The 20,299-nt window shown below is 71.5% G+C and carries 20 protein-coding genes; 4 read left to right on the forward strand and 16 right to left on the reverse strand.

All coding sequences use genetic code 11. From position 1 onward, the window contains the following. Window positions 1-36: 36 nt before the first annotated feature. Window positions 37-474 carry a hypothetical protein gene (locus tag JIX56_RS39365; protein ID WP_257548064.1) on the forward strand — a complete coding sequence of 146 codons (438 nt, stop codon included), beginning with the start codon at window positions 37-39 and terminating at the stop codon, window positions 472-474. A gap of 25 nt (window positions 475-499) precedes the next feature. Here JIX56_RS39365 and mug read toward each other — a convergent pair whose 3' ends face one another. From mug to JIX56_RS39430, 13 genes are all read right to left on the reverse strand, one after another. Further along, window positions 500-997: a G/U mismatch-specific DNA glycosylase gene (mug, locus tag JIX56_RS39370; protein WP_257548066.1), complete on the reverse strand. Its 498-nt coding sequence runs from the start codon at window positions 995-997 to the stop codon at window positions 500-502. Between the two features lie 44 nt (window positions 998-1,041). After that, window positions 1,042-2,484, reverse strand: a complete 1,443-nt coding sequence (purB, locus tag JIX56_RS39375; RefSeq protein WP_257548068.1) for an adenylosuccinate lyase — start codon at window positions 2,482-2,484, stop codon at window positions 1,042-1,044. Between the two features lie 59 nt (window positions 2,485-2,543). Continuing rightward, window positions 2,544-2,894, reverse strand: coding sequence for a DUF4326 domain-containing protein (locus tag JIX56_RS39380; protein WP_257548070.1), 351 nt, complete (start codon window positions 2,892-2,894; stop codon window positions 2,544-2,546). 35 nt (window positions 2,895-2,929) lie between these two features. Continuing rightward, window positions 2,930-3,754, reverse strand: a complete 825-nt coding sequence (locus JIX56_RS39385; RefSeq protein ID WP_257548072.1) for a class I SAM-dependent methyltransferase — start codon at window positions 3,752-3,754, stop codon at window positions 2,930-2,932. Beyond that, window positions 3,751-4,767, reverse strand: coding sequence for an aminotransferase class I/II-fold pyridoxal phosphate-dependent enzyme (locus JIX56_RS39390; protein WP_257548074.1), 1,017 nt, complete (start codon window positions 4,765-4,767; stop codon window positions 3,751-3,753). The genes JIX56_RS39385 and JIX56_RS39390 overlap by 4 nt, the downstream gene beginning before the upstream one ends. Next, window positions 4,764-6,269: a radical SAM protein gene (locus tag JIX56_RS39395; protein ID WP_257548081.1), complete on the reverse strand. Its 1,506-nt coding sequence runs from the start codon at window positions 6,267-6,269 to the stop codon at window positions 4,764-4,766. The genes JIX56_RS39390 and JIX56_RS39395 overlap by 4 nt, the downstream gene beginning before the upstream one ends. 76 nt (window positions 6,270-6,345) lie before the next feature. Further along, entirely contained in the window at window positions 6,346-7,185 is an 840-nt protein-coding gene (locus JIX56_RS39400; RefSeq protein WP_257548083.1) for an SGNH/GDSL hydrolase family protein, read from the reverse strand. Window positions 7,186-7,250: 65 nt separating this feature from the next. Continuing rightward, on the reverse strand, window positions 7,251-8,282 hold the full coding sequence (locus JIX56_RS39405; protein WP_257548085.1) for a hemolysin family protein: 1,032 nt from the start codon (window positions 8,280-8,282) through the stop codon (window positions 7,251-7,253). After that, window positions 8,279-9,616 (reverse strand): hemolysin family protein, encoded by a 1,338-nt coding sequence (locus tag JIX56_RS39410; protein ID WP_257548087.1) that lies wholly within the window; start codon window positions 9,614-9,616, stop codon window positions 8,279-8,281. The genes JIX56_RS39405 and JIX56_RS39410 overlap by 4 nt, the downstream gene beginning before the upstream one ends. A 207-nt stretch (window positions 9,617-9,823) precedes the next feature. Beyond that, window positions 9,824-10,249 (reverse strand): GNAT family N-acetyltransferase, encoded by a 426-nt coding sequence (locus JIX56_RS39415; RefSeq protein ID WP_257548089.1) that lies wholly within the window; start codon window positions 10,247-10,249, stop codon window positions 9,824-9,826. A gap of 203 nt (window positions 10,250-10,452) precedes the next feature. Then, on the reverse strand, window positions 10,453-11,334 hold the full coding sequence (locus JIX56_RS39420) for an LLM class F420-dependent oxidoreductase (RefSeq protein WP_257548091.1): 882 nt from the start codon (window positions 11,332-11,334) through the stop codon (window positions 10,453-10,455). An 80-nt stretch (window positions 11,335-11,414) separates the two neighbouring features. Beyond that, window positions 11,415-13,985: an ABC transporter permease gene (locus JIX56_RS39425; protein ID WP_257548093.1), complete on the reverse strand. Its 2,571-nt coding sequence runs from the start codon at window positions 13,983-13,985 to the stop codon at window positions 11,415-11,417. Between the two features lie 4 nt (window positions 13,986-13,989). Continuing rightward, window positions 13,990-14,850: an ABC transporter ATP-binding protein gene (locus tag JIX56_RS39430; RefSeq protein WP_257548095.1), complete on the reverse strand. Its 861-nt coding sequence runs from the start codon at window positions 14,848-14,850 to the stop codon at window positions 13,990-13,992. A gap of 218 nt (window positions 14,851-15,068) precedes the next feature. On the opposite strand from JIX56_RS39430, the gene JIX56_RS39435 reads away from it, so the two are divergent. Then, window positions 15,069-15,308 carry a toxin-antitoxin system HicB family antitoxin gene (locus tag JIX56_RS39435; protein WP_257548097.1) on the forward strand — a complete coding sequence of 80 codons (240 nt, stop codon included), beginning with the start codon at window positions 15,069-15,071 and terminating at the stop codon, window positions 15,306-15,308. Window positions 15,309-15,312: 4 nt separating this feature from the next. Next, window positions 15,313-15,687 carry a fic family toxin-antitoxin system, toxin component gene (locus tag JIX56_RS39440; RefSeq protein ID WP_257548107.1) on the forward strand — a complete coding sequence of 125 codons (375 nt, stop codon included), beginning with the start codon at window positions 15,313-15,315 and terminating at the stop codon, window positions 15,685-15,687. Between the two features lie 7 nt (window positions 15,688-15,694). Here JIX56_RS39440 and JIX56_RS39445 read toward each other — a convergent pair whose 3' ends face one another. Next, a complete protein-coding gene (locus JIX56_RS39445) occupies window positions 15,695-16,357 on the reverse strand; it encodes a class I SAM-dependent methyltransferase (RefSeq protein WP_257548109.1) in 663 nt (220 codons plus the stop codon). Between the two features lie 119 nt (window positions 16,358-16,476). Beyond that, entirely contained in the window at window positions 16,477-17,163 is a 687-nt protein-coding gene (locus tag JIX56_RS39450; RefSeq protein WP_257548111.1) for an esterase/lipase family protein, read from the reverse strand. Between the two features lie 169 nt (window positions 17,164-17,332). On the opposite strand from JIX56_RS39450, the gene JIX56_RS39455 reads away from it, so the two are divergent. Further along, window positions 17,333-19,492 (forward strand): helix-turn-helix transcriptional regulator, encoded by a 2,160-nt coding sequence (locus JIX56_RS39455; protein WP_257548113.1) that lies wholly within the window; start codon window positions 17,333-17,335, stop codon window positions 19,490-19,492. 81 nt (window positions 19,493-19,573) lie between these two features. On the opposite strand, the gene bioD is transcribed toward JIX56_RS39455, so the two are convergent. Then, window positions 19,574-20,293 carry a dethiobiotin synthase gene (gene bioD, locus JIX56_RS39460; RefSeq protein WP_257548124.1) on the reverse strand — a complete coding sequence of 240 codons (720 nt, stop codon included), beginning with the start codon at window positions 20,291-20,293 and terminating at the stop codon, window positions 19,574-19,576. Window positions 20,294-20,299: the final 6 nt, after the last annotated feature.

Genomic DNA, 20,299 nt, shown 5'->3' on the forward strand with positions numbered 1-20,299 from the left:
CGACAGGTGTCAGTGGTGCGCGCTTTACTGGACCGCATGAGCATCACGCGGCACCTCGCCGTCATCGAGCGGCTGTGCTCCGAGGACTTCCCGGCGGAGCCCGGCCGGTCGGACGCCGGCACGGCCGGACCCGGCTATCACGTCGCCGAGTTACAGACGAGCGCCGACTTCTGGGAGGACGACGGCACACGCCGGGAGGAGACCGAGGAGCAGTACGAGGCGGACCGGGACGCCCTGTCGCAGCTGCTCACCGAGCGCTGGGGCGCCCCCGACGTGTTCAGCCTGTGGAGCGTCCTCGACCGGTCCCTGGACGGCGAGGACATACCCGAGCCCTGGGCGGTGCTCAGCTCCGACGTCCCGGACGTGCATCTCTGGCAGGCCGACGGCCGCTGGGTCGCCCTCGGCGTCTCCCAGTGGGACAAGGAACTGCCGTTCCAACTCCTCGCGCTGATCACGGAGATCGACCCCCCGTGACGCGCTGAGCCGAACGGTCCGGCGGTCAGCCCTCCGCCGCCACCCGCAGCCGTCCGAACTCCTCGGCCATCGTCGCCGCCGTCCAGTGCGCGTTCAGACCACTGGGATTGGGCAGCACCCACACGTGCGAGGCGCCGATCGTCCGCTCCTGCGGACCGACAGCGGCCTTGCGGTCGCCGAAGGCGGCCCGGTACGCGGTCACGCCGACCACGGCGAGCCAGCGCGGCCGCAGCCGCCCCACCTTGGCGGTCAGCAGACGCCCGCCCTCGACGTACTCCTCCGCCGTCAGCTCGTCGGCGCGTGCCGTCGCCCGCGCGACGACGTTCGTGATGCCGAGCCCGTACGACGGCAACTCGTCCTGCTCGGCGGGCTTGAGCAGCCGGGGTGTGAAGCCGGACAGGTGCAGGACGGGCCAGAAGCGGTTGCCGGGGCGGGCGAAGTGATGGCCGGTCGCCGCCGTCATCAGCCCCGGATTGATCCCGCAGAACAGGACCCGGAGGCCGTCCGCGGTGACATCCGGCACCAGCCGGTCGCGGGCGGCCTCCAGTTCGGCCTGGGTGAAGCGGGTCAGAGGATCGCTCCCGGCGTGTAACCGGCGGCCTCGGGGCGCTGCTTGACGATCTCCTCGATCCGGCCGACGACGACGCCGACCTGATCGGCCGCGGCGCCCGTGAAGGACAGCTTGTCGGCCATGAGCGCGTCCAACTGGCCGCGGTCCAGCGGGATGCGGTCGTCGGCGGCGAGCTTGTCGAGGAGCTCGTTGCGCTCGGCGCCCTGCTCGCGCATCGCGAGGGCGGAGGCGACGGCGTTCTCCTTGATGGCCTCGTGCGCGACCTCACGGCCGACGCCCGCCCGCACCGCGCCCATCAGCACCTTGGTCGTGGCGAGGAACGGCAGATAGCGGTCCAGCTCACGCGCGACGACGGCCGGGAACGCGCCGAACTCGTCGAGGACGGTCAGGAACGTCTCCAGCAGGCCGTCCAGCGCGAAGAACGCGTCCGGCAGCGCGACCCGGCGCACCACCGAGCAGGACACGTCGCCCTCGTTCCACTGGTCGCCCGCCAGCTCGCCGGTCATCGAGGCGTAGCCGCGCAGGATGACCATCAGCCCGTTGACGCGCTCGCACGACCGCGTGTTCATCTTGTGCGGCATCGCGGAGGACCCGACCTGACCCGGCTTGAAGCCCTCGGTCACCAGCTCGTGCCCGGCCATCAGCCGGATCGTCTTCGCCAGCGAGGACGGCGCCGCCGCCAGCTGCACCAGCGCGGTCACCACGTCGTAGTCCAGCGAGCGCGGGTAGACCTGGCCGACCGAGGTGAAGGCCTGCGCGAAGCCGAGGTGCCCGGCGATCCGCTGCTCCAGCTCGGCGAGCTTCGAGGCATCGCCCCCCAGCAGGTCCAGCATGTCCTGGGCCGTGCCCACCGGGCCCTTGATACCGCGCAGCGGGTAGCGGCCGAGCAGCTCCTCGACCCGGCCGTACGCCACGAGCAGCTCGTCGGCGGCGGTCGCGAACCGCTTGCCGAGGGTGGTGGCCTGCGCGGCCACGTTGTGCGAGCGGCCGGCCATGACCAGCTCGCCGTACTCACCGGCCAGCTTGCCGAGCCGCGCCAGCACAGCCACCGTACGGTCGCGGACCAGCTCCAGCGAGAGCCGGATCTGCAGCTGCTCCACGTTCTCGGTGAGGTCGCGGGACGTCATGCCCTTGTGCACGTGCTCATGCCCGGCGAGGTCGTTGAACTCCTCGATCCGCGCCTTCACGTCGTGCCGCGTGACCTTCTCGCGCTCGGCGATGGAGGCCAGGTCGACGGTGTCGAGGACCCGCGCGTAGTCGGCGAGCGCCTCGTCCGGCACCTCGATGCCGAGGTCCTTCTGGGCCCGCAGCACGGCCAGCCAGAGCTGCCGCTCCAGCCTCACCTTCTGCTCGGGCGACCAGAGCGTGGCGAGCTCGGCGGAGGCGTAGCGTCCGGCGAGGACGTTCGGGATGCGGGGCTTGGCTGGCGCAGAAGTCACGTGTATGGATTCTACTGGCGATTCCTGCAGGTGAGCACAGCGGGCCTCTTCGGAGGAACCTACGAAGAGGACTCCGGGCGGTCGGCGATCTCCGCCAGGACGTCCCCGTGGCACGGCTCCGGCGCGCACCAGCAGGCCAGGGTCTTGCCGCGCAGCTCCGGCACCAGGGCCAGCAGCTCGGGGTCGGCCATCAGGTACTCCCGGTACTTGGCCATCACCTCGGCGCGCGTACCGTCGCGCTTCTTCTTCGGGGTGTCGTACTGGAACGGGTTGTACAGCGGATGCTGGGGCAGGTCCCAGTGGCCCATGGTCCAGCGGCGGCCGATGTAGACCAGGTCGCTGGGGGCGTACTCCAGACGGGGGCCGAAGTCGCGGATGCGGCCCTTCAGATTGATCACTGTCGTGGACACGCGCGCCTCCCGGTGCGGCGGCTCCTACGCGGCTCTTACGCTAGCGCCCCCTCGTACGGCAGCAACTCGGGCCGCTTGGCCGGCAGGCCGTCGCCGGACGGTGCGGTTCGGGAGTGGCAGAACAGGAGCTGCTTCGGCGAGGTGCTCGTGAACGGGGATTGATCGTAGTCCCCGTAGCGCTGCGCCACGTCGAGACCGGCCAGCCGGCAGAGCGCCAAGAGTTCCTCGGGAAAGAAGCAGCGCATGCTGACTTTCTTGGTGCGTACGCACACGCCGTCGCGTAGGTAGTCCAGCGTGAACCGCAGCACTTGGGCGGCGGCGTCGTAGCTGGTCGTCGCTCGCACGTCGAGCCTCGCCCCGTCCCGGTCCGCGACCGACTTGTGGTGGTAGGGCGACTCGGGGAGCCGGCACAGCTTGGCCATGTCGGGGTTGAACACGTCCAGGATCAGGGTCCCGCCCGGTCGCAGCACGTTTCGCGCCGAGGCGAGGAACGCGACCACGGAATCCAGGTCGTGCAGGTGCTGCATCGCGTTGGTCGCCGAGAACACCAGGGCGAAGCGCCTGTCGGAGCGGATGTCTCGGCAGTCCTGTTCCAGCCACTCGACCGGCAGTCGCTCGTCCTCGGCCCGCTGACGGGCACGCGCGAGCATCGAGGGCATGATGTCGAGCCCTGTGACCTCGACACCCGCCCGCGCGATCGGCAGGGTGATGCGCCCGGTTCCGCAGGCCACCTCCAGGACCGGACCGCCCGCCCGGACCGCTTGGCCGAGGAAGAACGGGATGTCGTGGGTGCGCGCGGTGAACTCCTGATCGTAGAAGTCCGCATCGTCGTATACGGCCAGGTCCTCCAGTGGCTTCATCGCGCCACCGTCGGCGTCGGGCCGAAAGCGTCAGCAAGGCTGGTCAGGATGGAGCCGGACCAACTGCCCTCCCCGAACACGCTGACCGGCACGGCGAGCACGCCGCACTCACGCTGGAGCGTCTCCGCTGGGATGTCGACCGGGAAGAAATAGTTGCCGGGACACGTCCGGCTCGCCGTGGGAATCGCCCCGAGCACCTCGTCCGGCAACCGTGCGAACAACCGCTCGGCCCGTGCGGCCAGTTCGTCGACGACCTGCCGGGGCACGTCACTGTGCTCGGTCAGCAGACGGGCGGCGAGCCCCAGCTGTGCCGGCGCCGGCGGATCCGCCCGGAACGCTTCGGCCCATTCGGCGTGCGCCGGGCCCAGCAGGACCACGCCGAACGTGCGTGGCCACAGCCATCCCTTGGTGACCGAATGCAGCAGGACCGCACAACCGGTGTCCAGCAATCGCCGTGTGCCGGCGGCGAACGGGGCTCCCAGGTCGTAGACGCTGTCGATCAGCAGGCGGCGGCGTGGTGATTCCCGCAACCACGAGATCACCGCGTCGCACTCGGCATCCGACAGGTAACGGCCGAGCGGCTTGCTGGGGTTGGCGAGCAGCAGGTATTCGGGCCGGTGGTCCGCCGGCGACCCCGGCAGGGCCGGCGCCGGTAGCGTCGGGTAGGACATGGGGTCGAGGCCCGCGGCGCGGGCCAGCTCGAAGTAGACCGGGTACACGTCGCTGGGCAGCCACAACCGCGCGTGCACGGCGCGCAGCCGGTGGAACACCACACCGAGCCCGTGCCGGACCCCTCGACAGACCATGGCGTGGCCGGACCACTCTTCCGGCAGCTCGAAGCGCCGCAGCCAGGCTCGGGCGAGATCGCACCGGTGCACCGTACTCATGTCGGCCGGCGGTTCCGGTCGCATCGGGGCAAGCGCCCGGTACACGTTGGTCTCGGCGGTGTCCAGAAGCGACGAGGAAGCACTGAGGTGCCGCTGCCGGAATTCCTGGAACTCCTCGAACCTCATGCCGATACGCCTTCCGGCACGATCTCGCTGGCCCGGTCTTCCAGGGAGGCGTAGCAGCGTCCGTCGGCCATGACGTTCCAGCTGCGTGCGATCCCGCTGGTGCGTTCCCAGAGCAGGCTGGGCTCGGTGTAAGCGGCGATCCGCATCGGCCGTCCGTCCCAGCTGCCGTGGTAGACCGGCGCGCCCCAGGGCAGGCGGCTCGCCAGTTCGAAACCGTGCTGCTCGGCGAACCCGGTGACGACGGACAGCGAAACCTGGTGCTCTCGGCTCCAGACGTTGGCGGCGCGGTCGAAGTAGAGCGACTCGGTGCTGGTGGATACGTAGAGCTCTTTGAAGCAGACTTCCTCGACACCGAGAGCCGCGGCCCACGAAAGGTAGTCGGCGACCTCGGCCGCGTCGGCGACGCCGCCGTGCTGGAGCACACAGATCAACCTCATCCGCAGCCCCGGCCAGCGGTCACGTTCCACGCGCCAGGTGTCGACGACAGAGCTCACCGGCGTGCGCAGCATCATCAGCCGCTCGTTGACGGCGTCGTCCTGATGGTGCCGGGAGACCGCCAGCACGCTCAGGCCCGCGGTGCTCAGGGCCGCGAGGCGGTCGGCCCGATCGGCGTGCCTGCCTTTCGCCAGGGTGTGCGCGTTGGTGATCAGGACGACCTTCGGGAAGGCCGCCGAGCAGGCGGACACCAGTCGCAGCTGCTGTTCGAACGGTATGAGCGTGGGCTCCCCGCCCCCGGTGATCACCGCACGCTCGGCACCTGCCGCGCGGGCGCGCTCCAGCCAGTGGGCGACCGCGTCCCACGGGACCCGTGCCGGTGCCTGGTCGCTGGAGATCGAAGCCGCGGAGAAGCAGAACGAACACCGGGCCTGGCAGGCGGAGGCGACCGGCAGAAGCGACACCGAGCGCGGTCGCGTGTCGGCGTAGCGACGCAGTGCCGAACCGTGCAGGTGCAGGGAGGACGCCATCGCGTCCTCGACGGTCGTCGGGCGCAGTGTGAACTCGTCGCCCGCTTCGTCGAGCTCGTGGACTGCTGACAACCGGATGCGAGCCTCGTGCAGTTCCATGCCGAGGCCGGTCGACACGTTGGGCACCAGCTTGTCGGGGTCCACCATGGTTTCCAGCACCAGCAGCCGGTCACCCGGCATGGCCAGACGGTCCAGCAGGCGTCGCGCCTTGCCGATGCCGATTCCCAACTCCGCGCGGGTCAGCAGGTGGAACCGGTCGGGATAGGTACTCTCCGGAATCCCCGCCTTGCCGTAAGCGTTCGCGTACTTGTCGAAGCCCTTCGCGAAGTTCGACAGCACGATGACGTGAAAACGCCGGTCGCTATGGTTCATCCCGTCATCATGCATGAACGGGCCCGGACGACATGGGCCGAACTGCAGGCGGAACGCGGTGTCCCGACCCGATCCGTCGTCAACGACACGCCCCGCCCTGCCGCCCTTCGCCGCGGTGATCAGGATGCCGAGCAGCGCCGCCGGATCGGCAGCGCCTTCGGGCATCGTCGGCCCAGCGGGTGGTCTGAAGCGGGTGCACCCCGCGTTTCATCGGTGCACGGCAGCCGGGCGGGGCTCCGGGTCAGGGCCTCACGTGTCGCCAGTCCGTCACAGGGCCGGGGTTCGTGTGGTCCACAGGGGTGACCCAAAAGGCTTTGCCCAGCTCAGCGCTGAAGTGGGTGCCTGCCCGGCCGTCGCCCGAGGAGCGGCCCGTGAGACGGCGGGCGATCCACGGCAGCAGGTACTGCCTGGCGAACCGGGCGTGGGCCACCTGGCGTGCGGTCCATCCGGGCGGCGGCGTCACGGGCATCGGTGTACGCCACTCGGGATCCTGCGCCTCGTGGCCGAGCGCCTGCCAGACCGCCTCGGCGACCCGGCGGTGGCCTTCGGCGGTGAGGTGCAGCCGGTCCACGTCCCACATGCGGGGATCGCCCAGCGAGGGCGCCCCGTACAGGTCGACGACCAGGGCGCCGTGCCGCGCGGCCAGCTCGTCGACGCAGCTGAACAGCTCCTCCATGCGCGGCCGGAACCGCTCCAGGACGGGGCCCTGGCGGCCCGGGCTGCGCATCAGGACGAGCTGCTTGCAGGCGGGGGCGAGGCGTTCCACGGCCTCCTCCAGGAGTCCGCGGACCCGCCCCATGTCGCACTTGGGCCGGAGCGTGTCGTTCAGGCCGCCGACCAGCGTGATCACGTCCGCCTCCATCGAGGCGGCCACCTCGACCTGCTCGGCGACGATCTGCCCGATCAGCTTCCCGCGCACCGCGAGATTGGCGTACCGGAAGCCGGGCGTCCGCGCGGCCATCCGGCCCGCGAGGAGATCGGCCCAGCCCCGGTACGAACCGTCGGGGAGGAGGTCGGACATGCCTTCGGTGAAGGAGTCGCCGACCGCGACAAGGCTGGAGTAAGAGGGATGCGTCTGCATGGCGACAGAAATGGTATCCCGTGCACATACCCGGCGGTCGGTCGGCTCCCGCCCCCTTCCGGACCTCAGACGGCGGGCTGTCCGAACAGCTCCCGCAGCACATCCTCCATGGTCACGATGCCGGCGAGCCGCCCGTCCGCGCCCAGAACGGCCGCCAGGTGCGTCCGGCTGCGGCGCATCGCGGTGAGCACGTCGTCCAGCGGTGTCGTCTCCCGGACCCGGGCGATGGAGCGCATGTCCCGGACGGAGAACGGCATGTCACGCGGGGCCGCGTCGAGCGCGTCCTTCACATGGAGATAGCCCACGATCCGGCGCCCCTCGTCGACCACCGGGAAGCGGGAGAACCCGGACTCGGCCGACAGCCGCTCCAGCTCCTCCGGGGTGACGCCCATGCCCGCGTAGACGACGCGTTCCAGCGGGAGCACGACATCGCGCACGGGCCGGCGGCCCAGCTCCAGGGCGTCGCGCAGCCGCTCCTGGGCGCGGTCGTCGATGAGTCCGGCCTCGCTGGAGTCCCGGACGAGACGGGCGAGTTCGGTGTCCGAGAAGGTCGCCGTGACCTCGTTCTTCGTCTCGATCCGCATGAGCTTCAGCAGCGCGTTCGCGAAGGCGTTGATCGTGAAGATCACCGGGCGCAGCGCGCGCGACAGGGCCACCAGCGGCGGGCCGAGCAGCAGGGCGCTGCGCACCGGCTCCGCGAGGGCGATGTTCTTCGGCACCATCTCGCCGAGCAGCATGTGCAGATAGGTGGCGAGCGCCAGCGCGATCACGAAGGACACCGCGTGGCCCGCGCCCTCCGGCATGCCGATCGCGTGGAACAGCGGCTCCAGCAGATGTTCGATCGCGGGCTCCGCGACCACACCGAGGACCAGGGTGCACAGGGTGATGCCGAGCTGCGCGGCCGCCATCAGCGCCGACACGTGCTCCAGGCCCCACAGCACGCTGCGCGCCCGCCGGTCGCCTTGGCCGTTGCCGCTGTGTTCGAGGTGCTCTTCGATCTGGCTGCGGCGTACGGAGATCAGGGCGAACTCGGCGCCCACGAAGAAGGCGTTGACGACCAGCGTCGCGAAACCGATCAGCAGCTGGACGGCGGTCATCGCGTCTCCTTCTCGTGTTCGTCGGCGGACGCGGTCGGCGCGTGCAGCAGCACCCGCGCGGCCCGGCGTCCGGCGGCGTCCACGACGTCGAGCCGCCAGCCGACGACCTCGACGGTGTCGCCGACGGCGGGAATGCGGCCCAGTTCGGTGGCGACGAGACCCGCGAGCGTCTCGTACGGTCCCTCCGGCGCGCGCAGGCCGACCCGGGCGAGCTGGTCGGTGCGGGCCGAGCCGTCCGCCGAGTACAGCTCGCGGCCGCTCTCGTCGGTGCCGACGGGGGCCAGGTCGGGTGTCTCGTGCGGGTCGTGCTCGTCCCGCACCTCGCCGACGACCTCCTCGACGATGTCCTCCAGCGTCACCACACCGGCGGTCCCGCCGTACTCGTCGATGACGACGGCCATCGTGCGCTTGCCCGAGAGCCGGTCGAGGACCCGGTCGACGGTCAGTGACTCCGGGACGAGCAGCGGCTCGCGCAGCAGCTCCGCGACGGAGGTGCGCAGCCGGCGCCCGGCGGGCACGGCGAGGACGTCCTTGATGTGCACGGTGCCGACGACCGAGTCGAGGCTGCCGCGGTAGACGGGGAAGCGGGACAGGCCGGTGGCCCGGGTCGCGTTCGCCACGTCCTCGCAGGTCGCCAGGGCGTCGAGGGCGATGACCTGGACGCGCGGGGTCATCACGTTCTCGGCGGTCAGATCGGCGAGGTTCAGCGTCCGCACGAACAGCTCGGCGGTGTCCGCCTCCAGCGCGCCCGCCTTGGCGGAGTGCCGGGCGAGAGCCGCCAGCTCCTGGGGGCCGCGCGCGGAGGCCAGCTCCTCGGCGGGCTCGACGCCGAAGAGACGCACGAGACGGTTGGCGGTGTTGTTGAGATGCGTGATGAAGGGGCGGAACGCGGCGCTGAACCAGCGCTGTGGGGTCGCCACCTTCTTCGCCACGGGCAGCGGCGAGGAGATCGCCCAGTTCTTGGGCACCAGTTCCCCCACGACCATCAGCACGACGGTCGACAGGGCCGTACCGATCACCAGCGCCACCGAACCCGACGCGGATTTCGGCACGCCGACCGTCTCCAGCGGGCCCGCGATCAGCTTGGCGATCGACGGCTCGGCGAGCATGCCGACCACCAGGTTGGTGACGGTGATGCCGAGCTGGGCGCCGGAGAGCTGGAACGTGAGGTTCCGTACGGCCCTGAGGGCGCCGGCGGCACCCCGCTCACCGCGCTCCGCGGCCCGCTCCAGCTGGCCGCGCTCGACCGTGGTCAGCGAGAACTCGGCGGCGACGAAGGCACCACAGATCAACGAGAGCAGCACCGCCACCAGGAGGAGGAGCACTTCGGTCATCGGGTCACCTCCGTCCCAGGATCGTGCAGCGGCGGGAGGATCGCGCGATGTCGGACACCGGCTCGGGTACGAGGTGTACCGGGCCGGGTACTGGGAGGCTCGCCCATGGGCGGACGCTCACAACCTTTCCGTAGAGGTCGACTGGTCCACCCATGGTAAAGGATCGGCAAAGTATCGTGTCGCCGTCCCCGGGTGCCCCGGGCTCCCTCAGTCTCCGAGCGGCTTCACCCACCGCCGCCACTTCTCCTCGGGCGCGTACCCGGCCGCGCGCCACGCATGTTGGGCCGACTCGTTGCGTACGAGCACCATCGCGTCGCCGCGCCGCCCCCCGAGCCGTACGAACCGCTCCTCGGCGGCGGTCAGCAGCGCCGAGCCGATGCCCTGCCGCCGCCGGTCCGGGTGCACCGCGAGCCGGTACAGATGGCACCGCCAGCCGTCGAAGCCGGCGATCACGGTGCCCACCAGTTCGTCGTCCTGCTCGGCGATGATCAGTGTCTCGGGGTCACGGGCCACCAGTCGCTCGACGCCGTCACGGTCGTCACTGATGCTCGTGCCCTCGGCGGCCACCTTCCAGAAGGCGAGTACGGCGTCGAGGTCGTCGGGCGTCGCGGCCCGTATCCGCAGGTCGATCATGGGCCGATCCCATCACGGGGCTCGGACGGCGACCTGGAATTCCAGGATCCGGACAGCGTCCGCGCGGTGGCGAACAGGACCGGACCGGATGGCGGACCGGCTCCCGGACCGGATGCCGCGTCCGACCGGATCCCGCATCCGACCTCGCGCCGGCTCATCTCACCTGCCGCTCGCTCGCCCCTCTCCTGCCACTCGCTCGCCCCTCACCTGCCGCGCAGCGCCTCGACGACCTTGGCGAACATCTCCATGTTCGGCTCCAGGACGGTCAGATACGAGAATCCGTACCGCTCCCGCTGCGCCAGCACCTGGTCGACGATCTCCTCCAGCGTCCCCACGAGGACCAACGGCAGCTGGAGAACCTGCTCCTCGCTCAGGTTCGGGAGGTGGCTGAGCCACGGCCGCACGGCGGCGCTCCGGTCCTCGGCGATCTCGACGATCTGGATCAGCAGGTTGAGCTCGGCGGGTTCCTTCCGCCCGGCGGCGAACTCCTGGTACCGGCCGACCCGTTCGTCGAGTTCCTCGGCGGTGAGTGGTTCCAGCTTGCCGCCCGCCACCGTCCGCGCGCCCGTGAACGCGGCGATGTCCGCGTGCTCCGCGGTGATCCGCAGCATCCGGTCGCCGTTGGCGCCTATGAGCAGCGGCACCCGGGGCCGCTGCGCGGGACGCGGCTCGTGCTCCTCGGAGCCCAGGAGCCGGTCCAACTCCTGGACAGTGCGCAGCAGATGGTCGACCCGTTCGCGCGGCGACCCCCACGGCAGACCGGCTCTGTCGTGCTCGGCCGGGACGTACCCGGTGCCGAGCCCCAGCTCCAGGCGTCCGCCGGTCAGCGCGTCCGTGGTGGCCACCTCGCGCGCCAGCAGCGTGGGATTCCAGAACCCGGAGTTGAGCACGAACGTGCCCAGCCGTGGCTGTTCGGTCGCCTCCGCGGCGGCGACCAGGGACGGGAACGGGGCCGGCATGCCCAGATGGTCCGGGACCAGGATCACGTCGTAACCGAGCTGTTCGGCGCGGCGGCACTTCGCGCGCCACTCCTCGGCGGACGTGGGACTGAGCAGATTGACTCCGAAGCGGAACGGGCGCGGCATGAACTCTCCTCACCTCAGGGGGACTTGAGCCGGCATACCAGCGAGTACATCACCCGTGTGCCCGTGCCGCCAGCACCCAATCACTCGTGCGCGATGGCCGCCAGCACGTTCATCCGGGACGCGCGCAGCGCGGGCAGCAGGGCCGCCACCACGCCCACCACCGCCGAGCCGATCACCACGGCGACGACCGTGCCCCACGGGATCGCCAGCGCCTTCATGCCCTGCAGCGCCAGCACCTGCTGCACGCACACACCCCAGATCAGCCCCAGCACGAGCCCGAGGACCGCGCCGAACACGGCGATCACCACCGACTCCAGCCGGATCATCCGCCGCAGCTGCCGCCGGGCCAACCCGATCGCGCGCAGCAGCCCGATCTCCCGGGTGCGCTCCACCACCGACAGGGCGAGGGTGTTGACCACCCCGAGCACCGCGATGACGATCGCGAGGCCGAGCAAGGCGTAGACCAGATAGAGGAGTACGGCGATCTGGCCGCGGACCAGCTCCTTGTAGTCGGCCTGGTCACGGACCTGCACCTGCGGATACGCGTCGAGCGTCCGCTCCAGGTTCGCGCGCAGCTCGTCGGCGCCGACGCCGGAGCCGGCGTTCACATACAGCGCCGAGTCCTGGCCCTCGGGCACGTACCGCTCGATGGTGTCCATCCCGAAGTACAGCCCGCCCTGCATCCCGAAGCCGTCGGCGGTGTCCTGGTCGGTGAGCGCGGTCACCTTCAGCTCGGCGTCCTTCCCGGCCGGGAACCGCACCGGGATCGTGCTGCCGATCGTCACGTCGTGGTCCCGGGCGAAGTCCACGTCCATGCCGATACCGCCGTCCGCGAGCGCGGCGGCGCTGTCGCCGCGGGCGTAGGTGACGTTCGCGACCTCGTCGAGCCGGGAGTCGTAGGCCGCGGCGGTCGTCTCGACCCGCTTGCCGTCCGGCAGCTGTACGGCGACCGGGGTGAACCGCTGCCGTACGACGAGGCCGGCGCCGTCCGTGGCCTCGACCTTGTCGGTGATCTCCTGCGGGAAGGGCATGAAGTTCTGGTTCTGGATGACGAAGTCGGCGCCGAGCGTCTTGTCGATCTCGTCGTCGAACGACTTGGTCATCGACGCGCTGGCCACGGACATCCCGGCGACCAGGGCGATCCCCACCATCAGCGCGGCGGCGGTGGCCCCGGTCCGGCGCGGGTTGCGCAGGGCGTTGCGCTGGCTCATCCGGCCGACGGAGCCGAACAGCGCGGGGAACGCGCCGCCGAGGACCCGGATCACCGGCCGGACGAGAAGCGGACCCGCGACGACGGTCGCGACGAGGGTGAGGACCACGCCGAGGCCCAGCAGGGAGGCCGCCGAGCCCGTGTCCGACGACATCGCGCACCCCACGAGCGCGGCGGCACCGGCCGCCCCGATGATCCCGCCGACCACCGCGCGCACCCGCAGCGGCCGCCCCACACCGGCGATCTCGGCGTCCGAGAGCGCCGCCATCGGCGACACGGTCGCCGCCCGCCGCGCCGGGAGGTACGCCGCCACGAAGGTGACGCCGAGCCCGACGACGTACGCCGCGATCGGTGTCCCCACGCCGATCACCATCTCGGTGGCCTTCAGGTTCATGCCGAGCAGGCCCATCAGCTCGATCAGTCCGAAGGCCAGCCCGATGCCCAGGGCGAGGCCGAGCGTCGACCCGACCAGGCCGAGCAGTGCCGCCTCGGTGAGGACCGACCGGCGCACCTGCCGCCGGTCGGCGCCGAGCGCGCGCAACAGGCCCAGTTCGCGGGTGCGTTGGGCGATGAGCATCGAGAAGGTGTTGACGATGAGGAAGACCCCGACGAGCGTCGCGATGCCGGCGAAGCCGAGCATCACGTATTTGATGACGTCGAGGAATCCGCCGAGCGAGGCCGCGGCCGACTCGGCCTGCTCCTCGGCGGTCCGGTACTCGTACGCGTGCGGACCGAGCGCGTCGGCGATCCGCTGCTGGAGCTGGTCGTCGCTGACGCCCGGCGCGGCGGTCACCGAGATGGCCGTGGCGGCGTCGGGGTCGCCCAGCAGCCTCGTCTGCGCGGTCGGGGTGTCGAGGAAGACCAGCGCGGCGCCGGGGTTGGTGGTGGTGAAGGTGGCGATGCCGACGATCTTCACCTTGAAGGAGCCCGGCTGGGCGAGCACCGTCAGGGTGTCGCCGATCTTCACGTCCTTGTTCTTCGCGGTGTCCGCGTCCAGGATCGCCTGGCCGTCGCCCTCCGGAGCCTTTCCGCTGGTCAGCTCCACCGAGCTGTGCTCGGTGAGGTACCAGTTGGTGGCGATGGTGGGGGCGCCCGTCGTCGGCCCCACGGACTCGTTCTCGCTGTCGACGACCGTGATGTTCTCCACGGCCGCGTCGACATGGGTGTCCGCGACGCCGTCGATCCCCGCGACCCGCTGGGCCAGGGACTCGGGCACGGTCTCCACCGCCCCGGTCGGCATCTGGCCCTCCAGATCGTCGTCCTTGGGGCCCACGGTCACATCGGCCGAGGTGGAGGCGAACAGCCGGTCGAAGGTGCGGGTCACCGTGTCCGAGAAGATCAGGCTGCCCGCGACGAACGCCACGGACAGGACGACCGCCAGCGCCGAGAGCAGCAGCCGCCCCTTGTGCGCGAGGAAACTCCGCAGGGTCGCCTTGAGCACGGTCTCAGTCCTTGTCGAGGTCGGTGGCCGCGCCGGGCTCGCGAGACGCGTCGGTCACGTCGGTGGGGGCGCCCTCCTGGTCGAAGGTCGCCCGGATCGTGTCGAACCGCTTCATCCGCTCGAGGACAGCCTCGGCCGTGGGGCGCTCCATCCGGTCCACGATCTGCCCGTCGGCGAGGAAGAGCACCAGGTCGGAGTGGGCGGCGGCACCCGGGTCGTGGGTGACCATGACGACGGTCTGGCCCAGCTGGTCGACCGCCTCGCGCAGGAAGCCCAGCACTTCGAGCCCGGCCCGGGAGTCGAGGTTGCCGGTCGGCTCGTCCGCGAAGATCAGCTCGGGCCGGGAGGCGAGCGCACGGGCGCAGGCGACGCGCTGCTGCTGGCCGCCGGAGAGCTGCGAGGGCCGGTGCCTCAGCCGGTCGCGCAGCCCGAGCGTGTCGATGACCTGGTCCAGCCATTTCTCGTCGGGCTTCTTGCCCGCGATGTCCATGGGCAGGGTGATGTTCTCGGCCGCGTTCAGGGTGGGGATCAGGTTGAAGGACTGGAACATGAACCCGATCCGGTCCCGGCGCAGCCGGGTCAGGTCGCGCTCCTTGAGCCCGGTGATCTCGGTGTCCCCGAGCCACACCTGCCCGGCCGACACGGTGTCGAGCCCCGCCAGACAGTGCATCAACGTCGACTTCCCCGAGCCCGAGGGGCCCATCACCGCGGTGAAGCGGCCGCGCGCGATGTCCACGTCGACCGAGTCGAGGGCGAGCACCGTCGTCTCGCCCGAGCCGTACGCCTTCGTCAGGCCCCGGGCGCGGGCGGCGACGCCGTCGGCTTCCGCGCGGCCGAGGGTGTGCTCAGCGGCAGCAGTGGACAAAACGGCCTCCAGGCTCGAACTGGTTCGAATTCCGGGCGTTCCCGGACGAGCCTAGTGTGATCCAGTGCACACCCGGAATCCCCCCGAAGTCCGAGGCCGTCTCCATCGCAGGTCGGGCTTCCGGTGTCGATGTAAGGGGCACCCATATCGCGCCCCCTAAGGGTGGTGCGGAGAAAGGCGCCCTTGCCCCGCTAGCACTCCGGCGCTAGCGTCGAGTCATGGCCAAGACCCAGCTGAACGTACGGGTGGACGAGGACACGGCCCGCGCCGCCCGGGAGCGAGCTTTGGAGCGCGGGATGAGTGTGAACCGGTACATAGAAGAGTTGGTCAAGCAGGACACCGGCGAAGCGGGCCACACCTTCGTCGAGTCCGCCGCCGACTTCATGAAGCAGTACGAGGCGGTCTTCGCCGAGGAGTTCGGCGCCGAGTTCGAAGGCCGGCGCGAGGGGCGTCACTGATCCCTTGAGTCAGCTCAGAATCGACCTCGCCTGGCTCCTGATGGTCGCCGAACAGAAGACGCCCGGAGATCCCCAGGTCACCGACTGGGGCGCCCTCGTCGCGGCCGTCGCCCGGCACGAGGCCGAGATCTTCGACGTCCCCGTCTACGACACCCCGCACGCCCGCGCCGCCGCACTCCTCCAACTCCTCATGCACGTTCCGGCCCTGGAGCGCTCCAACGCGCTGTTCGCCTCCGCCGTCGCCTACGGCTACCTCGTGGCCAGCGGCGTCAAGGTCGTCACCTCCGCCGAGCAGGTGCGCGAACTGGCCAGACTCGTCAAGAGCGGTGAGGCCACCGTGTACGACATCACGCAGGAGCTGCGGAAGTGGAGCCTGTGAACCAGCTCTACGCGTCGCCGAGTTCAGGTCGTCGCGCCCTGCCCGCCACACAGTAGGAGCTGGGCATCCGCGGCCCCTTCTCGGGCACCAGGAACTCCCGGACCGTCTCGACCTCGAACCCGGCGGCCCGGATCGCGCCGACCGGGTCGCGGGACACATGGCAGCCGCCGAACAGCAGCGGCCACACCGTGCCGTCCAGCGCCCGCTGGGCCGTCCGCATCGCCCGTCCGCCGCCCCGGCCGTGTTCGAAGAACCGCAGCTCACCGCCGGGGCGCAGCACCCGCCGCACCTCGCTCAGCGAACGCCGCACATCGCGCACACTGCACAGGACCAGCGAGAAGACGGCCGCGTCGAACGCCTCGCTCTTGACCGGCAGCGCCTCCGCCGCGCCCGGCACGACGTCCACGGGCACCTCGGCGCGCAGGGCGGACTCCAGGGCCAACTGCCGCAGGGAGCGTTCCGGTTCGAGCGCCACCACCTCCGAGACCGTGCTCGGGAAGTGCGCGAAGTTCAAGCCGTTGCCGGCGCCGATCTCGATCACCCGCCCCGAGAGCCCGGCGAGCAGTTCATCGCGGACGGGACCCACCTTCGGCTCCGCCGACTCGCTCAGTCTGGCGTAGAACCGGGCGAAGACGGGGTGGTGCATGGCGTCCCTGGTGGCGCGGACCATGGCGGACCTCCCGAGGAGGACGGCAGATACCGCGATTGTCCCCCGGGAAGCGACGGCTCACCCGTCGCACGGCCGAGGGGAACGGCTGTGCGACGGGGGCGATACGCCGACGGACCGGGTCAGGCGATGAAGGCCCGGACCTGCTCGTAGATCCCCTCGTCGTTGTTCATCTCGTTGTGCGGGACGCAGCCGACCTCGACGTTCGTCGCGCCGCTGAGGATCGCGGAGGTGTCCGGGGTGAGCGCGTCGTCGCAGTTCGACCAGTAGCTGGCGTAGGACACGCTGCCCGGCGTCTCGTCACCGGAGTTGAGCGACGTCAGGAACGAGCTGCCGGTGTACATCTCGCCACAGGACGTGTAGAGCCAGCGGCACCAACCGGCGACGGTCGTCCCGTGGTTCACACCGGCCGTGGAGACGAAGTCGTCCACGTACGCCGTCCCGCCCAGGTTCTTGAGGTAGTAGCGGGAGTTGAGCGCGCCCATCGAGTGGACGACCACGTCGACCTTGGCGGCGCCCGTCGCGGCGCGCACGCTCTCGATCTTGGTCTTGAGCTGTGCGGCCGTCGTGACGTTGGACTGGCCCCAGTCGTAGGACCAGGAGTGCAACTCCGAGGACGTGTAGCCGTCCGCCTTGAAGTACGAGATCCAGTCGTCCCAGGTGCTGGACGAACTGCTCAGTCCGTGCACGAACACGACCGGGTTGTGGGTCGCGGCCTGCGCGGGGGACGCGGAGAAGGTGAGCGACAGAAGGAGCGTGGTGGTCACGGTCGACAGAGCCGTGGCGATACGGCGCATGCGGCGATGCATGAAGCCTCCTGAGACGGGTGGGGTTCGTCTGGAGTGTCAGGGGGGTCTACGCGCGGCGCATCGGCGAAATCGCCGGTCTTTACTGGTTGGTTAACCCGCAAGTAACGTGATGAGTGTGGTGACTCCGGTGAACCCCCCACACCTTCCGCATCGCTCGCCACCGCCCCCCATGAACGTGTGGTCGAGCCCGAGCCCGAGCGCAGCGTCGGCCGTCGCGCCCACGCTGTCCGAAGGCGTGCGCGTACGCCTGCTGCACGCCGCCCACGGCGATCCGCGGGCCGCCGCGGAACTCGCCGCCGCCCTGACCCGACGCCAGCTCACGGGCCTCGACCCGCTCCCCGCCGAGCCCCTGGCGCTGGCCCCCGCACTCCTGCGGGCCCACCGGCGGGACGTACGGGCCCTGCCCGACGACACCCGCTTCCTGCTGCTTCTCGCCGCCGCCGACCAGTACCCCGTCCCGACGCGCGCCTACGCGCGGGCCGTCACGGCCGCCCGGCTCGACACCCGCCCCCTCGACACGGCGGAGGCGGCGGGCCTGGCGCACGCCACGGCCCAGGGCATCGTCTTCCGGGACGCCTGGACCCGGATCGCCGTCTACGAGTCCGCGTCCATGGCCGACCGGCGTGAGGCCCACCGGCTCCTCGCCGGCGTCCTGAGCGGTGAGGGCGAGAGACCCGGCCGGTCCTGGCACCGGGCCGCCGCCGCCCTCGGCCCCAGCCGCCGCCTCGCCGCCGAACTCCGCCTCGCGGCACGGGTGGCACGTGCCATCGGCGACCCCGCCCTGGCCTCCGCCCTCGCCGAACGCGCCGCCGGTCTCACCCCCGAACCGGCCGAACGCATGCCCCTCCTCGCCCACGCCGCCGCCGAGGCCTGGCAGTCGGGCGACGGCGACCGGGCCCGCCGCCTCGTCGCCGCCACCGACGACGACGCCCTCGGCGGACTCCTCGCCCTGCGCGCCGGCAACGCCGCCGAGGCCTTCGACGCCCTGCTCACCGCCACGGTCCGGCACGCCGGCGACCACCCCCCGGACGCGGCCTCCCATTTGCTGGCACGAGCCACCGAGGCCGCCATCTACACCGGGGACCTGCGCCGCTGCCGGGAGGCCGCGGCCGTCGCCGACGCGCTGGGCATCCTGCCGCCGAGCACCCTCGGCGCACTGGCCGCCGCGTTCGAGGGCCGGTACGACGACGCCCGCGACGTGCTCGAAGCAGCCGCCGGACGCTGTGGTCCCGGCGGTGACCCCACCCTGCTGATCCACTCCGGGATCGCCGCCCTGCTCCTCGGCGACCACACCCGCGCCTTCACCGCCACCTCCCGCGCGGCCGCCTCCGCCCGCGCCCGGGGCGAGACGGTGACCGTGCCGCAGGCCATGGAGTTCCGGGCGTACGCCGAGTTCTGGACGGGGCGCCCCAAAGCCGCCGAGGCCGCCGCCCTGGACGCCTTGCGCCAGGCGTACGCCACCGGGCAGGACAACGGGGCCTGTCATCTCCAGGCCGCCCTCGCGATGTTCGCGGCCGTCACCGGGGACGAGAAGGTGTGCCGGGAGCGCGCCGAGTCCGCCCGCGCGTACGCCCTGGAGCGCGGCCTCGGACTGCCCGCCGCGCTCGCGATGTTCGCCCTCGCCTTCCTGGATCTGAGCACCGGCCGGTACGCGGCCTCAGCGGCCCGCCTCCGCGCCCTCGCGGGGTTCGGTCCCGGGCACGGGCACCGGGCCATCCGGCACATCGCCACCCCGCACTACGTCGAGGCCGCCGTCCGCACCAGCGACACCCGCGTGGCCCGCGCCGCGCACGCCGACTACGACCGCTGGGCCCGTACCGTCCGCAGCGCCGACGACCTCGCCCTCAGCGCCCGCTGCCGTGCGCTGCTCGCCACCGGGGAGGAGGCCGTCGAGCACTACCGCACGGCCCTCGACCTGCACGCCTCCGGCACCCGCGATTTCGAACGCGCCCGTACGGAACTGTTGTTCGGCAGCGCCCTGCGGCGGCTCCGCAACCGCACCGAGGCCCGCGACCGCCTCCACAGCGCCCTGGAGGCCTTCGACCACTTCGGCTCCCCGCACTGCGCGGCCCAGGCCCGTGCCGAACTCCGGGCCCTGGGCGAGCGCGCCTGGGCCCCACCCGCCGCGGAGGACCTCGCCACGCGCCTCACCGCCCAGCAACTGATGATCGCCCGCATGGCCGCGGACGGCGCCACCAACCGGGAGATCGCCGCGCGGCTGCTGCTCAGCCCCCGGACCATCGACCACCATCTGCGGGGGGTGTTCTCGCGGTTGGGGATCAGGTCGCGGATCGAGCTGGTGCGGTTGCTGGGGGAGGGGGAAACCTGAGGCCGGGGCGCGCCCCCTCAGGGGCGCGGGGAACTGCGCGATCAGCCACGACGAACCCGCAGTCGGCCGATCACAGAACCCCTACGGCGCCCCTTCCGCCCTGATGAAGGAAACGGCGTCCCACACCCCACCCAGCGTCGGCGCCAGCCAACCCCCCGCCGTCGCCCGGAAGCCGGCCGGCTCCAACGCCCCCACCCCCGCCGGCACCGCCCCCAGCAGCGGCGCCCCGGCCACCACCGGCAGGTCCGCCAGGTTGCAACGCGATGCCAGGTCCGGGGCCCCGGGCCAGCTGCCGATCACGACGCCCGCCAACTCCACCTCACGCGCGGCGAGTTCACGGGACGTCAGTTCCGTCGTGTTGAGGGTGCCGAGCCCGGCCGAGGCGACCAGCAGCACCGGCGCGCCGAGCAACCGTGCCGTGTCCGCCAGCGTGCCGCCCGCCTCGTCGAACCGTACGAGGAGGCCGCCCGCGCCCTCGACCAGCACCAGGTCGTGGTCGACGGCCAGCTTGGCCGCCGCCTCGGCCACGTCCTCGGGGTGCACCGGAGGGAGCCCGGACCGCCGGGCGGCGGTCGCGGGAGCCAACGGCTCGGGATAGCGGGCGAGTTCGCGGGCCGTGACGGCGCCCGCGAGCCGGGCCACCTCGTCCGCGTCGCCGCGCTCGCCCGGCCGTACCCCGGTCTGCGCGGGCTTGAGGACGGCCACGGAACGGCCGGACGCCACGGCCACCGCGGCGACGGCCGCCGTGGTGACCGTCTTGCCGACCTCCGTGCCCGTCCCCGTGATCACCAGAACCGTCATGCCACC

The sequence above is a fragment of the Streptomyces sp. CA-210063 genome (assembly GCF_024612015.1).
Taxonomy (GTDB): Bacteria; Actinomycetota; Actinomycetes; order Streptomycetales; family Streptomycetaceae; genus Streptomyces.